The sequence below is a fragment of the Streptomyces aurantiacus genome, assembly GCF_001418335.1.
In the GTDB taxonomy this organism is placed as follows: domain Bacteria; phylum Actinomycetota; class Actinomycetes; order Streptomycetales; family Streptomycetaceae; genus Streptomyces; species Streptomyces aurantiacus.
In genome coordinates this window covers 36,124-51,199 of sequence record NZ_LIPP01000110.1, presented here as the reverse complement: position 1 = coordinate 51,199, position 15,076 = coordinate 36,124, and the positions used below count along the sequence as shown (strand labels likewise).

General features: G+C 71.6%; 11 protein-coding genes and 1 pseudogene. All 12 read left to right on the top strand.

Features of this window, described 5'->3' with window-relative positions; genetic code table 11:
• Positions 1-126 precede the first annotated feature (126 nt).
• The 12 genes and pseudogenes from AOK01_RS15910 (at position 127) to AOK01_RS15855 (ending at position 15,022) form a co-directional block, all read left to right on the top strand.
• A complete protein-coding gene (locus tag AOK01_RS15910) occupies positions 127-1,359 on the top strand; it encodes a Gfo/Idh/MocA family protein (protein WP_055512063.1) in 1,233 nt (410 codons plus the stop codon).
• A gap of 14 nt (positions 1,360-1,373) precedes the next feature.
• Positions 1,374-2,378 carry a sugar phosphate isomerase/epimerase family protein gene (locus tag AOK01_RS15905; protein ID WP_055512061.1) on the top strand — a complete coding sequence of 335 codons (1,005 nt, stop codon included), beginning with the start codon at positions 1,374-1,376 and terminating at the stop codon, positions 2,376-2,378.
• Positions 2,379-2,540: 162 nt separating this feature from the next.
• The gene (locus AOK01_RS15900; protein ID WP_055512060.1) at positions 2,541-5,057 is read left to right on the top strand and encodes a PQQ-dependent sugar dehydrogenase; all 2,517 of its coding nucleotides are present in this window, start codon (positions 2,541-2,543) and stop codon (positions 5,055-5,057) included.
• A gap of 141 nt (positions 5,058-5,198) precedes the next feature.
• Positions 5,199-5,816: pseudogene (locus tag AOK01_RS45110) on the top strand (3-keto-disaccharide hydrolase); the annotation flags it as partial.
• A 176-nt stretch (positions 5,817-5,992) separates the two neighbouring features.
• Positions 5,993-7,189 carry an inositol-3-phosphate synthase gene (locus tag AOK01_RS15890; protein WP_055512058.1) on the top strand — a complete coding sequence of 399 codons (1,197 nt, stop codon included), beginning with the start codon at positions 5,993-5,995 and terminating at the stop codon, positions 7,187-7,189.
• A gap of 290 nt (positions 7,190-7,479) precedes the next feature.
• Complete coding sequence (locus tag AOK01_RS15885) at positions 7,480-8,460, top strand: SCO3242 family prenyltransferase (protein WP_055512056.1); 981 nt, start codon at positions 7,480-7,482, stop codon at positions 8,458-8,460.
• Positions 8,457-9,416 carry a sugar phosphate isomerase/epimerase family protein gene (locus tag AOK01_RS15880; protein ID WP_055512054.1) on the top strand — a complete coding sequence of 320 codons (960 nt, stop codon included), beginning with the start codon at positions 8,457-8,459 and terminating at the stop codon, positions 9,414-9,416. Before AOK01_RS15885 ends, AOK01_RS15880 begins: the two co-directional genes overlap by 4 nt.
• Positions 9,413-10,138 carry an EboA domain-containing protein gene (locus AOK01_RS15875; protein WP_055512052.1) on the top strand — a complete coding sequence of 242 codons (726 nt, stop codon included), beginning with the start codon at positions 9,413-9,415 and terminating at the stop codon, positions 10,136-10,138. Before AOK01_RS15880 ends, AOK01_RS15875 begins: the two co-directional genes overlap by 4 nt.
• Positions 10,138-11,076 carry a TatD family hydrolase gene (locus AOK01_RS15870; protein WP_055512050.1) on the top strand — a complete coding sequence of 313 codons (939 nt, stop codon included), beginning with the start codon at positions 10,138-10,140 and terminating at the stop codon, positions 11,074-11,076. The genes AOK01_RS15875 and AOK01_RS15870 overlap by 1 nt, the downstream gene beginning before the upstream one ends.
• 3 nt (positions 11,077-11,079) lie before the next feature.
• A complete protein-coding gene (gene eboE, locus AOK01_RS15865; RefSeq protein WP_055512048.1) occupies positions 11,080-12,249 on the top strand; it encodes a metabolite traffic protein EboE in 1,170 nt (389 codons plus the stop codon).
• Positions 12,246-13,685, top strand: a complete 1,440-nt coding sequence (locus AOK01_RS15860; protein WP_055512046.1) for an alkaline phosphatase family protein — start codon at positions 12,246-12,248, stop codon at positions 13,683-13,685. Before eboE ends, AOK01_RS15860 begins: the two co-directional genes overlap by 4 nt.
• A gap of 152 nt (positions 13,686-13,837) precedes the next feature.
• The gene (locus tag AOK01_RS15855; protein WP_055512044.1) at positions 13,838-15,022 is read left to right on the top strand and encodes a sugar phosphate isomerase/epimerase family protein; all 1,185 of its coding nucleotides are present in this window, start codon (positions 13,838-13,840) and stop codon (positions 15,020-15,022) included.
• The last annotated feature ends 54 nt before the right edge of the window (positions 15,023-15,076 follow it).

Here is a 15,076-nt window from a genome sequence, read left to right as displayed (position 1 = left end):
GCGCCTCTCAGGGGCGCGGGGAACTGCGCGGCCGGCCACAACGGACCCGCAGTCTCCGGACCGCCGCGACCCGGCGGAGCGCCCCCACACCCCCCACCGCGCCACGACGAAGAGGAGGACCTCCGCATGGCACAGCCGCAGCAGCCCGACGAGGCACAGGCCGGGGCCCAGGCCGAGGCACAGGCCGGCCGGCCCCCGCTGGGCGTGGGCATGGTCGGATACGCGTTCATGGGTGCCGCCCACTCCCAGGGCTGGCGCACCGCGGGACACGTCTTCGACCTCCCGCGCCGACCCGTCCTCGCCGCCGTCTGCGGCCGTGACCCAGGCGCCGTGAGAGCGGCGGCCGACCGGCTCGGCTGGGCGGCCACCGAGACCGACTGGCGGGCCCTGATCGCCCGCGACGACGTCGACCTCGTCGACATCTGCACCCCAGGCGACAGCCACGCCGAGATCGCCGTCGCCGCGCTCGCCGCCGGCAAGCACGTGCTGTGCGAGAAGCCCCTCGCCAACACGGTCGAGGAGGCCGAGGCGATGGCCGAGGCCGCCGAGGCCGCCGCCGCACGCGGCCAGGTGGCGATGGTCGGCTTCAACTACCGCCGGGTGCCCGCGGCGGCACTCGCCCGGAAGATGGTCGCCGAGGGCCGCCTCGGCGCCCTGCGCCACGTCCGGGTGACATACCTTCAGGACTGGCTGGTCGACCGGGAGTTCCCGCTGACCTGGCGGCTGCGCAAGGAGACGGCGGGCTCGGGCGCGCTCGGCGACCTGGGCGCCCACATCGTCGACCTCGCGCAGTACCTCGCGGGAGAGCCGGTGACCGGGGTGTCCGCCATGACCGAGACGTTCGTACGGGAGCGGCCACTGCTCGCCGGAGCGTCCAGCGGCCTCTCGGCGGCCGGCGGCGGCGAACTCGGGGCCGTCACGGTCGACGACGCCGCCCTGTTCACCGGACGGTTCGCCTCCGGAGCCCTGGCGTCCTTCGAGGCCACCCGGTTCGCGACCGGCCGCAAGAACTCCCTGCGCATCGAACTCAACGGCGAGAACGGCTCGTTGGCCTTCGACCTGGAGCGCCTCAACGAACTCTCGTACCACGACGGCACGGAGCCCGCCGCGCACGCCGGCTTCCGCCGCATCCTCGTCACCGAGCCCGACCACCCGTACCTGGAGGCCTGGTGGCCGCCGGGCCACGGCCTGGGCTACGAGCACACCTTCGTGCACCAGGCCCGCGACCTGGTCCACGCGATCGCGGACGGCGGACAGCCACTGCCGTCCTTCGCCGACGGGCTGCAGGTGCAGCGCGTCCTGGCGGCGGTCGAGGAGAGCGCCGAGAAGAACTCCGTCTTCACCCCCATAGCGAGCTGAGGAGGGCCAGTCACATGCCGCGCACCTTCACCCTGTTCACCGGCCAGTGGGCCGACCTGCCGCTCGAAGAGGTCTGCCGCCTCGCCCGCGACTTCGGCTACGACGGCCTCGAACTCGCTTGCTGGGGAGATCACTTCGAGGTCGACAAGGCTCTCGCGGACCCCGCGTACCTGGACTCCCGGCGCGAACTCCTCGACAAGTACGGCCTCAAGTGCTGGGCCATCTCCAACCACCTGGTCGGCCAGGCCGTCTGCGACGCCATCATCGACGAACGCCACCAGGCGATCCTCCCCGCCCGCATCTGGGGCGACGGCGAGGCCGAGGGCGTACGGCAGCGGGCGGCGGCCGAGATCGCCGACACCGCGCGCGCCGCGGCGGCCTTCGGCGTCGACACCGTCATCGGCTTCACCGGCTCCGCGATCTGGCACCTGGTCGCGATGTTCCCGCCGGCCCCCGAGTCGATGATCGAGCGCGGCTACGAGGACTTCGCCATGCGCTGGAACCCCATCCTCGACGTCTTCGACACCGAGGGCGTGCGGTTCGCGCACGAGGTCCACCCCAGCGAGATCGCGTACGACTACTGGACGACCCAGGCGGCGCTCAAGGCGGTCGGCCACCGGCCCGCCTTCGGGCTGAACTTCGACCCGTCGCATTTCGTGTGGCAGGACCTCGACCCGGTCGGCTTCCTGTGGGACTTCCGCGACCGGATCTACCACGTCGACTGCAAGGAGGCGCGCAAGCGTCTCGACGGCCGCAACGGCCGTCTCGGCTCGCACCTTCCGTGGGGCGACCCCCGCCGCGGCTGGGACTTCGTGTCCGCGGGCCACGGCGACGTCCCCTGGGAGGACGTGTTCCGGATGCTGCGCTCCATCGACTACACGGGACCGATCTCGGTCGAGTGGGAGGACGCGGGCATGGACCGCCTCCAGGGCGCACCCGAGGCACTCACCCGGCTCAAGGCCTTCGACTTCGAACCGCCGACGGCCTCGTTCGACGCGGCGTTCGGCGGCAACGACTAGCCGCCACACCACCAACAGGCCGCCACACCACCACCAACAACCGCCACGCCACCCAGCCGTTCCACGACCAGCCACCCCCCTCGCAGAGTTCACTCCGGGATGACGGCGCACCCCGGCGTATCGCACCCGCATGTACCACCAGCCCCAACTCTGGAGGCACCCGTGCACGCGAACGACCCCACCAGCACCACCAGAACCGGAAGCCGCGGTCGACGCCCGCGGTTGCGACTGCGCAAGTCGCTCGCCCTGCTCACCGGCGCACTCCTCGCCGGTGCCTCGCTCACCCTCGCCACGCCCTCGGCGGGCGCCGCCGTCGCGGAACCGGACGCCGCCCCCGCCGCGGCAGCCGCCGCCGAGGACTTCCAGCAGGTCACCCTCGCCAAGGGCGAACCCGAGGTCGGCGAGCCCATGTCGCTGGCCGTCCTCCCGGACCGCTCGGTGCTGCACACCTCACGCGACGGCGAGCTGCGGCTCACCGACAGCGCCGGCAACACCGAACTGGCGGGCAAGCTCGACGTCTACTCGCACGACGAAGAGGGCTTGCAGGGCGTCGGTGTCGACCCCGGCTTCGCCGACAACCGCTTCATCTACCTCTACTACGCCCCGCCGCTCGACACCCCGGCGGGCGACGCACCCGAAACGGGCACCGCAGCCGACTTCGCGCCCTTCGACGGCGTCAACCGGCTCTCCCGCTTCGTCCTGAAGGCCGACGGCACCCTCGACAACGCCAGCGAGAAGAAGATCCTCGACGTCAAGGCGACCCGCGGCATCTGCTGCCACGTCGGCGGCGACATCGACTTCGACGCGGCCGGCAACCTCTACCTGTCGACCGGTGACGACTCCAACCCGTTCCAGTCGGACGGCTACGCGCCCATCGACGAGCGTGCGAACCGCAACCCGGTCTTCGACGCCCAGCGCACCTCCGGCAACACCAACGACCTGCGCGGCAAGATCCTGCGCGTCAAGGTGAACGCCGACGGCTCGTACGCGATCCCCGAGGGCAACCTGTTCGCGCCCGGCACGGACAAGACGCGCCCCGAGATCTACGCGATGGGCTTCCGCAACCCGTTCCGCTTCAGCGTCGACAAGAAGACCGGCATCCTCTACATCGGCGACTACGGCCCGGACGCCGGCGCCGCCGACCCCAAGCGCGGCCCGGCCGGACAGGTCGAGTTCGCCCGCGTGACCAAGCCCGGCAACTTCGGCTGGCCGTACTGCACCGGCGACAACGACGCCTACGTGGACTACGACTTCGCGACGGGTACCTCGGGCGAGTCCTTCGACTGCTCCGCGCCCAAGAACACCTCGCCGAACAACACCGGTCTGACGGACCTGCCCCCGGCCCAGGCCGCGTGGATCCCCTACGACGGCGCGTCCGTGCCCGAGTTCGGCACCGGCTCCGAGTCCCCGATGGGCGGCCCGGTCTACGACTACGACGCCTCGCTCGACTCGCCGGTCAAGTTCCCCGAGGCGTACGACGGGGACTTCTTCGCCGGCGAGTTCGGCCGCCAGTGGATCAAGCGGATCTCGTCGGACGACACCGGCACCGTGCAGTCCATCAGCGACGTGCCGTGGACCGGCACCCAGATCATGGACATGGCCTTCGGCCCGGACGGCGCGCTCTACGTCCTCGACTACGGCCTCGCGTGGTTCGGCGGCGACGAGAACTCCGCCCTGTACCGCATCGAGAACGCGACCGACGGTCACTCGCCCGTGGCGCAGGCCGCGGCCGACCGTACGTCGGGTCAGGCGAAGCTCAAGGTGAAGTTCTCCTCCGCCGGCTCGACCGACGCGGACGGTGACGCCCTCACGTACAGCTGGGACTTCGGTGACGGCGGCACGTCGGCCTCGGCCAACCCGACGCACACGTACAAGAAGAACGGCACCTACACGGCGACACTGACGGCCAAGGACCCGGACGGCCGCACCGGCAGTTCGAGCGTGCAGATCGTCGTCGGCAACACCGCGCCCAAGGTGACGCTCCAACTCCCCGGAGATGGCCAGCTGTTCAGCTTCGGTGACGCCGTGCCCTTCACGGTGAGGGTGACCGACCCGGAGGACCGCACCATCGACTGCGCCAAGGTGAAGGTCACCTTCGTCCTCGGCCACGACAGCCACGGCCACCCGGTGACCACGGCGAACGGCTGCTCCGGCACCATCCAGACCAGCGCCGACGGCGGTCACGACGAGGACGCGAACATCTTCGGTGTCTTCGACGCGGAGTACACCGACGGCGGAGGCGGCGGCCAGCAGGCACTCACCACGCACGACCAGGCCGTCGTGCAGCCCAAGCACCGGCAGGCCGAGCACTTCGGCAAGTCCGAGGGCGTCACGATCATGACGAAGGCCACCGCACACGGCGGAAGGACCGTCGGTGACATCAACAACGGCGACTGGATCTCCTTCGAGCCGTACGTCCTGAGCAACGCCAAGAAGCTCACGGCCCGCATCTCCTCCGGCGGCACGGGCGGCAAGCTTGAGGTCCGCGCCGGCTCGCCCACCGGACGTGTGCTGGGCAGCGCGACCGTCCCGGTGACCGGCGGCTGGGAGACCTTCCAGGACGTCAACGCCTCCCTGTCCAAGGCACCGCGCGGCACGACCACGCTCTACCTCGTCTTCAAGGGAACCGGCACCGGAGCCCTGTACGACGTGGACGACTTCACCATCACCACCGGCTGAGGAAGGTTTGCCATGCGAGTAACAGGTCGCACGGCGACCGCTGTTCTCGGCGCCGCCCTCCTCATCGGGGGCGCGTCGGGACCGGCCGCCGCGAAGGGATCCTCCGATACGGCGTCGGGTTCGTCGGCGTCTTCCGCGTACGCCGATGCCCACTGCCGTCCGGGTCCGGAGAAGGGGTACAAGCCGCTCTTCGACGGGACCGCCAAGTCGCTGGCCCGCTGGAAGCAGGCGGGACCGGGCTCGTTCTCGCTCTCGGACGACGGAACACTCACGTCGTCCGGTGGCCTGGGCCTGCTCTGGTACTCCGCCAAGCAGTTCGGCTCGTACTCCCTGAAGCTCGACTGGAAGATGTCGAGCGCCGGCGGTGACGACAACTCCGGTGTCTTCGTGGGCTTCCCGGCCTCCGACGACCCCTGGTCGGCCGTCGACAACGGCTACGAGGTCCAGATCGACGCGTCCGACGCCCCCGACCGCACCACCGGGGCCGTGTACAGCTTCCAGTCCGCCGACCTGGAGAAGCGCGACCGTGCGCTGAACCCGCCGGGGGAGTGGAACAGGTACGAGATCCGCGTGGAGGGCGAACGACTCCGCGTCCGGCTCAACGGCGTGCAGATCAACGACTACACCAACACCGATCCGGCGCGGAGCCTGCGGGACGGTCACGTCGGCCTCCAGAACCACGGAGCCGAGGACCAGGTCACCTTCCGCGACGTCCGGATCAAGCAACTGCCGGTGAGATCCACCGCGCAGGGCCATTGAGCGGCGGCGGGCGGGGGACGCCGGACCCCCGCCCGCCGTCTTGACCCCTCCGACACTCCGGCACCGTCGTTCCCCACATTCTCATCCCCCACATTTTCCGTCCCCCGCATCTTTCTTGGATTTCCCGGACCGCGTACGACCGCGCCTCCGGTTCGCACACGAGAGGGAGGCTGCTCATGCCCGCCGAACCGTCCGTTTCCCCTTCTCGGGTCGGAGTGTGGCTGATCGGAGCGAGGGGCTCCGTCGCCACGACCGCCGTCGCGGGCTGCGCGGCCGTCACAGCCGGGCTCCATCCACCGACCGGCATGGTGACCGAGACCGGCGTCTTCCACGAGGCGGGCCTGCCCGCCTTGTCCTCGCTCGTCTTCGGCGGCCACGACGTGGTGGACTGCCCGCTGCCGAAACGGGCGGAGTCGCTCGCCGCCGGCGGTGTCCTGCCGCACGACCTGCCGTCGGCCGTGACCGCCGAACTGGCCGCCGCCGACCGGGAGATCAGGATCGGCGGCCCGCTGCGCGGCGACACACGCAGCGAGGAAGAACTGGTCGAGGACCTCGCCCGCGACATCCGCGACTTCGTCCGCCGGTCCGGTCTGGCCAGGGCCGTCGTGGTGAACGTGGCGTCCACGGAGCCCGTCCCCGAGGGCGACGCGCTCCCCGCCAGCTCGCTGTACGCGGCAGCCGCGCTGCGGGCCGGCTGCCCGTACGTCAACTTCACACCCTCCATGGGCCTGCACCACCCGCGCCTCGCGTCGGCGGCGGCCTCGTCGGGACTGCCGTACGCGGGCCGGGACGGCAAAACCGGCCAGACCCTGTTGCGGTCGGTCATCGGCCCGATGTTCGCGCAGCGCGCCCTGGCGGTCCGGGCCTGGTCCGGTACGAACCTGCTGGGCGGCGGCGACGGCGCGGCCCTCGCCGACCCGGCCGCCGCGGCGGCGAAGAACGCGGGCAAGGAACGCGTCCTCGCCGACACCCTCGGCACGGTCCCCGAGGGCGAGACCCACATCGACGACGTACCGTCCCTCGGCGACTGGAAGACAGCCTGGGACCACATCGCCTTCGACGGCTTCCTCGGCACCCGGATGGTCCTCCAGACGACCTGGCAGGGCTGTGACTCGTCCCTCGCCGCGCCGCTGATCCTGGACCTGGCCCGGCTGGTCGCCCGCGCCCACGAGGTCGGCCTTTCGGGCCCGGTGGGCGAGCTCGGCTTCTACTTCAAGGACCCGGTGGGGGAGGGGCCCGCCGCCCTGGGAGAGCAGTACGCGGACCTGGTGGCCTTCGCCGGCCGCCTGCGGCAACTCGCACAACCGCCGGGCTCCGTCGAACCCCGAGCGGAACGCGGCGACCCGGAAGACCTCCCGGGGGAAGACCGGTGAGCGGCCTGCGCGGGTCGAACAGGCCGAGCGCGCTGGGCGTACTGGGCGTGCTGGGTGCGCTCGGCGTGCTGAGCGGGCTGGGTGTGCTGAGCGGGCTGGGTGTGCTGAGCGGGCGGATACGGCGTCCCGGTACCGGAGCACCGCGACAGCCCGGCACCGGGACCTCGCCGCAATCCGATGCGACAGCACCGCGGCTGCCCGACACGACAGCACCGCGCCCACTCGACGCGAAGCCGGAGTTGAAGCCGACGCCAACGCCGACGCCGACGCCGACGCCGAGTGCTCCCGCGGTGGGTGCGCGCGCCGCGGGTGCGGGACTGCGTGCCTGGGTGGAACTCCTGCGCCTGCCCGCCCTGTTCACGGTTCCCGGCGACGCGCTCGCGGGCGCCGCCGCGGCCGGGGCCCGCCCGAACCCCCGAACCCTGTTGGCCATCGGCTCCTCCCTCTGCCTGTACGAGGCCGGTATGGCCCTCAACGACTGGGCCGACCAGGCCGAGGACGCCGTGGACCGCCCGCACCGCCCCCTGCCGTCCGGCCGCATCAGGCCGGCCGCCGCGCTGGCGGCGGCCGGGGGCCTGACGGTGGCCGGTCTGGCCCTGGCGTCCCGTGCGGGCCGTCGGCCGCTCGCGGTCGCCGGCGCCCTGGCGGCCATGGTCTGGTCGTACGACCTGGTCCTCAAGCGCACTCCCGCGGGCCCCTTGGCGATGGCCGCGACCAGGGGCCTGGACCTCCTCCTCGGCGGGGTGACCTCGGGCGGCGACACCCGCAAGGTGGTGCCGTCCGCCCTGACCCTGGCCGCCCACACCCTGGCCGTCACCACGGTCTCCCGCCACGAGACACAGGGCGGCTCCCCGTGGGCCCCACTGACCGCCCTGGCCACGACAACGGCCCTGACCTGGTCCCTGACACGTGACAACGACACGAGCAAGGTCCACACGAGCGAGATCCACACGAGCGAGATCCATACGAGCGACGTCCACCCGAGTGGTGGCCGTACGAGTGTCGACCCCAAAGACGCCGCCCCGAACACCGCGCCCCTGGTCGGAGCGCTCGCCGCCCTGTACGCCGCGACATCGGCCCGCCCCCTCCTGCATGCCGCCCTCAATCCGTCACCTCCGCTCACGCAAAGAGCCGTCGGCGGCGGTATCGGAGCCATGATTCCGCTCCAAGCGGCACTCGCCGCCCGCTCCGGAGCCCCCGTCACGGCCCTGCTGACGGCCGCCCTCGCTCCGGCCGCGCGCAGGTTCAGCCGAAAGGTGAGCGTGACATGACCCCTCAGTCGAGCCCTCACCCCGCCGGCCGTCCTGCCCTCCACCCCCTCCGCTTCTCGTACGGCACCAACGGCCTGACCGACCTGCGCCTGGACGACGCCCTCTCCCTTCTCGCCGACCTCGGCTACGACGGCGTGGGCCTGACCCTCGACCACATGCACCTCGACCCGCTCGCCCCCGACCTCGCGGCCCGCACCCGTCGGCTCGCCCGCAGGCTGGACGAACTCGGCCTGGGCGTCACCCTCGAAACCGGCGCCCGCTACGTGCTCGACCCGAGGCGCAAGCACGGCCCGTCCCTGCTCGACCCGGACCCGGACCGACGAGCCCGGCGCGTCGACCTCCTCATCCGTGCCGTCCGGATCGCGGGCGACCTCGGTGCCCACGCGGTGCACTGCTTCAGCGGCATCCTCCCGAAGGAAGAGGCGGGCCGGCCGGATGCCTCGGATGCCTCGGGCGACGCCGCCTGGAAGCGGCTGGCCGAAGCCCTCACCCCCGTCCTGGACGCCGCCACCGACGCCGGAATCCCGCTCGCCGTCGAACCCGAGCCCGGTCACCTCCTCGCCACACTCGACGACTTCCACCGCCTGCGCACCACGCTCGGCAGCCCGGACGCCCTTGGACTCACCCTCGACATCGGCCACTGCCAGTGCCTCGAAGAGCAGTCACCCGCCGACTGCGTACGGGCCGCCGCACCCTGGCTGCGGCACGTCCAGATCGAGGACATGCGCCGCGGTGTCCACGAACACCTTCCCTTCGGCGACGGGGAGATCGACTTCCCGCCCGTACTCGAAGCCCTCGCCGCCACCGGCTACCGGGGACTGGTCTCCGTCGAACTGCCCCGCCACTCCCACGCCGGTCCTCAACTCGCCCAGCAGTCCCTCCCGTTCCTCCAGCGCGCCGCCCGGCCGACCGTCCCCGGTGGGGGCCCCACCGCCTCCGAGGGGAGAACCCCGTGAACGACCTCCACGACGCCCCCGGCACCGGCCCGGCACAGACCCCGCCCGTCCTCACCCTCCTGCACACCCGCCTGAACTCCGCTCTCGGCGGCGCCGCCCGGGCCTGGCTGGACCAGGCCCTCGACGAGGCAGCCGCCGCCCCGGGCACCCACGGCCCCATCTCCGTGTGGGAGCTGCGGATCGCCGAGGCGGGCCGGCGCTGCGGACCCGAGCACGCGGAGGCGGCCCGCGTCCTGCTCCTGCACGCGGCCCGGGCCGACGCACCGACCCTCGCCCGTGTCTACCGCCAGGGCACCGCCGACGAACGCCGCGCCGTCCTGGAGGCCCTGCCCCACCTCGTGGCAGGACCCGAGGCGCTGCCGGTCGTCGAGGACGCCCTGCGCACCAACGACACCCGGCTGGTGGCCGCCGCCGTCGGCCCGTACGCCGCCCGGCACCTGGACGCCCACAACTGGCGGCACGCCGTCCTGAAGTGCCTGTTCACCGGCGTCCCCGTGGACGCGGTGGCCGACCTTCCCCGCCGAGCCGGCGCCGACGCCGAACTGGCCCGCATGCTCGGCGACTACGCCGACGAACGCCGGGCCGCCGACCGCCCCGTCCCCGACGACCTGTACCGCGTCCTGGCCCTCACCGGGCACCCGGCCACCCCCACCGGAACCGACGCGTCGAAGGGCCCGACCGCCCCCGACGGCACGTACGGCCCCGACGGCAAGGAGTCCTGATGCGCATCTTCGACCCCCACATCCACATGACGTCACGGACCACCGACGACTACGAGGCCATGCACGCCGCCGGTGTCCGCGCCGTCGTCGAACCCGCCTTCTGGCTCGGCCAGCCCCGCACATCCCCCGCCTCCTTCTTCGACTACTTCGACGCCCTCCTCGGCTGGGAGCCCTTCCGGGCGGCCCAGTACGGCATCGCCCACCACTGCACCATCGCCCTCAACCCCAAGGAGGCGAACGACCCCCGCTGCGTGCCCGTCCTCGACGAACTTCCCCGGTATCTCGTAAAGGACCACGTGGTGGCCGTCGGCGAGATCGGCTACGACTCGATGACACCGGCCGAGGACACCGCCCTGGCCGTCCAGCTCCAGCTCGCCGCCGAGTACGCGCTGCCGGCCCTGGTCCACACGCCGCACCGCGACAAACTGGCGGGCCTGCGCCGCACCCTCGACGTGGTCCGGGAGTCCGCACTGCCCCCGGACCACGTCCTGATCGACCACCTCAACGAAACCACGGTCAAGGAGGCCAAGGACGGCGGCTGCTGGCTCGGCTTCTCCGTCTATCCGGACACCAAGATGGACGAGGAGCGGATGGTCGCGGTCCTGCGGGAGTACGGACCGGAGAAGGTACTGGTCAACTCCGCGGCCGACTGGGGCAAGAGCGACCCGTTGAAGACCCGCAAGGTCGCCGACGCCCTGCTGAAGGCAGGGTTCACCGAGGACGACGTCGACCGGGTGCTGTGGCGCAACCCCGTCGCCTTCTACGGCCTCAGCGGCCGCCTCGACCTCGACGTCGCCGACACGGACGCCACCCACGAGGGCAACTCCATCCTCCGAGGTATCCCGAAACCGCGGACCGGCGCGAGCACCGCGGAGACCGGCCTTCAGCCCGGCGCTCAGGCCGACCCGCAGTCCTCCCCCACGACGACGGAGGCGTGACGCATGCGCTTTCGTCACCCCGACGGCTCGACCGTCCACCTCGCCTACTGCACCAACGTCCACCCCGCCGAGACGCTCGACGGCGTCCGCGCCCAGCTCCGCGACCACTGCGAACCCGTGCGCAAACGGCTCGGCCGCGACCGCCTCGGCATCGGCCTGTGGCTCGCCAAGGACGCCGCCCACGCCCTCGTCAGCGACCCGTCCGCCCTGCGCGGCCTGCGCTCGGAACTCGATCAGCGCGGCCTGGAGGTCGTCACCCTCAACGGTTTCCCCTACGAGGGATTCGGCGCCGAGGAGGTCAAGTACCGCGTCTACAAGCCGGACTGGGCCGACCCCGAGCGGCTCGACCACACGACCGCCCTCGCCCGCCTGCTCGCCGGACTCCTCCCCGACGACGTCACCGAGGGCACCATCTCCACGCTCCCGCTCGCCTGGCGCACCGCGTACGACGACGACCGCGCGGCCCTGGCCCACGCCGCCCTCCGCACCCTCGCCGAACGCCTCGACGCGCTGGAGGAGCTGACCGGACGCTCCATCCGCGTCGGCCTTGAACCGGAACCCGGCTGCACCGTCGAGACCACGGCCGACGCCATCGCCCCGCTGACCGCCATCGGCCGTGACCGCATCGGCGTCTGCGTCGACACCTGTCACCTCGCCACCTCCTTCGAAGATCCGCACACCGCCCTGGACCGGCTGGCCACCGCTGGCGTCCCCGTCGTCAAGTCCCAGCTGTCGGCCGCCCTGCACGCCGAACACCCTCACCTCCCCGAAGTCCGCGAGGCCCTCGCCGCCTTCGACGAACCCCGCTTCCTGCACCAGACCCGCACCCTCACCGCCGCCGGACTCCGCGGCACCGACGACCTCGGCGAAGCCATCAAGGAGGACGCCCTGCCCGACGCCTCCCCGTGGCGCGCCCACTTCCACGTACCGCTGCACGCGGCCCCCGCCGCACCCCTCACCTCCACGCTGCCCGTACTCAAGGACACCCTGACCCGGCTGGTCGGCGGCCCGCACCCGCTCACCCGCCACCTTGAGGTCGAGACCTACACCTGGCAGGCCCTCCCACCGGAACTGCGCCCCCGCGCCCGAGCCCAGCTCGCCGACGGCATCGCCGCCGAACTCACCCTCGCCCGCGATCTGTTGACGGACCTCGGCCTGAAGGAGCTGCCATGAGCACCCCCGAGACCCCGGCCGAGCCGGCCACTGCCGAGGGCCCCTCGTCCCCTACTCCCTCGTCGCCCACCCCCCTCCTCGTCCTGGACGTCGTGGGCCTCACCCCTCGTCTCCTCGACCACATGCCGCACCTCAAGTCCCTGGCTCAGTCCGGCTCGCGAGCCCACCTCGGGACCGTCCTGCCCGCCGTCACCTGCGCCGCCCAGTCGACGTTCCTGACCGGCACCCACCCTTCCGAGCACGGCATCGTCGGCAACGGCTGGTACTTCCGCGACCTCGGCGACGTGCTCCTGTGGCGCCAGCACAACGGCCTGGTGTCCGGGGACAAGATCTGGGACGCCGCCCGACGCGTCCACCCCGGCTACACGGTCGCCAACATCTGCTGGTGGTACGCCATGGGCGCCGACACCGACATCACCATCACCCCCCGTCCGGTCTACTACGCCGATGGCCGCAAGGAACCCGACTGCTACACCCGGCCCCCGGCCCTGCACGACGAACTCACCGAGAAATTCGGCACGTTCCCGCTCTTCCACTTCTGGGGCCCCGGCGCCGACCTCGTCTCCAGCCAATGGATCATCGACGCCACCCGGCACGTCATCCGCACCCGCCGTCCGGACCTGACCCTCTGCTACCTCCCTCATCTCGACTACGACCTGCAGCGCTTCGGCCCCGACGACCCGCGCTCCCTGAAAGCGGCCGCCGACCTGGACACGGCCATGGCTCCACTGCTCGACGACGCGCGCGCGGAGGGCCGTACGGTCGTCGCCCTGTCCGAGTACGGCATCACCCGCGCGGACCGCCCCGTCGACATCAACCGCGCACTGCGCCGCGCCGGCCTCCTGGAGGTGCACACCCAGGACGGCATGGAGTACCTCGACCCGATGACGTCACGTGCCTTCGCCGTCGCCGACCACCAGATCGCCCATGTCTACGTACGCCGCCCCGAGGACATGGAGGCCACGAAGGCGGCGCTCGCCGAGCTGCCCGGCATCGAGCAACTCCTCGACGACGAGGGCAAGAAGACCCATCACCTCGACCATCCGCGCTCCGGCGAACTTGTCGCCGTCGCGGAGCCGGACGCCTGGTTCACGTACTACTACTGGCTCGACGACGCACGCGCGCCCGATTTCGCGCAGCTCGTCGAGATCCACCGCAAACCCGGCTACGACCCGGTCGAGCTCTTCATGGATCCGCTCGACCCGTACGTCAAGGTCAAGGCCGCGGGCGCGCTGGCCCGCAAGAAGCTCGGCATGCGCTACCGCATGGCGGTCGTGCCCCTCGATCCCTCACCTATTCGAGGCAGCCACGGCCGCCTCCCACTGAGCGACGACGAAGGTCCGCTCATCATCTGCTCCACCCCCCGCGCTGTCGGTGACCGCGTCGCGGCCACCGATGTGAAATCCCTGTTGCTCGACCTGGCCGGCCTCGGGTGACACCACCCGGGAAAGACCGGACGAGCGATGACGAAAAGTGAAACACACGGCACTGACAGTGTGCCCGGCCTGTGGATAACCGACGTACGGCACGGCACCCGCCACGGCTGGACGCCGCCCACGGCCGGACACCTACCCGAAAGAGAGACACCGTGACCGCGTTCAACGACGAATCCGGAACCGGCGACGCCCTGCGCCGCACCCTCGGCGTCAACCGCCGCCGCTTCCTCAGCACCTGCACCGCCGTCGCAGCAGGGGCGATCGCCGCCCCGGTGCTGGGCGCCTCACCCGCCCTGGCCCAGGACCGGGGCAGAGGCCACGAGCACGACCACGACCACGACCACGGCCGGGGCGGCCACGTCCTCGTTCCGCCGGGCAAGCGCGGCATCATCCTCTACACCGTCCGCGACGCCACGGCCCGCGACCCGCTCGCGTCGGACCTGCCCTCCGGCTTCCGCGAGGTCTTCAAGCAGCTCTCGCGCCACGGATACAGCCAGGTGGAGTTCGCCGGCTACAACCAGCACGCCAACGCGCCCGGCGGCGCCAGTCTGGAGTCCGTCGCGGGCGCCCGGCTGCTGCGTTCCTGGCTCGACGACTACGGTCTGCGCGCCCAGGGCAACCACGGCTTCATCCCGTCCTCCTGGCCGCTGACCAGCACCGACCTGGACACCTTCAAGAAGCACCTGGAGATCGCCAACATCCTCGGCCTGGACCACATGGGCACCGGTGGCGACCCCACCGGCAGCGCATACCGCGCCGATTGGGACGTGGCCGCCGACAAGTGGAACGCCCTCGGCGCGATCGCCCACCGCGAGGGGCTCAAGCTCTACACCCACAACCACGACGCCGCCTACGGCTTCCTGCTCGACGGCGGCCCGCTGGACGACCAGGGCCGGCCGACCCGCAGCTCGGGCATCCGGAAGCTGGAGTACTTCCTCAAGGTCACCGACCCGCGGGTGGTCTGGCTGGAGATGGACATCTTCTGGGCGCACGTCGCCCAGTACAAGTTCTCCACCTACACCGCCCACGACGGCTCCACCCGCAAGAACGTCTTCGACCCGGCAGGACTGGTCGTCCGCAACAACAAGCGCTACCCGCTGTTCCACGCCAAGGACGGCGTCGTGAGCACCACCAACGGCATGGGCTACGACATGGTGCCCTTCGGAACAGGCGTCATCGACTACACCACGTTCTTCTCGCGGGTCGGGAAGCGCAACTACCACAACCCGATGATCGAGGACGACAACTCGCCCAGCGCCACCGACCCCGCGCAGTCGCTGCGCGAGGCCAAGATCAGCTACGACAACCTGGCGGCCCTCCGCTCGAAGCGCCACTGAGCCAGGACGCACAGCAGGTGGTCCTCCCCACGCGGTGTGGGGAGGACCGCCGTC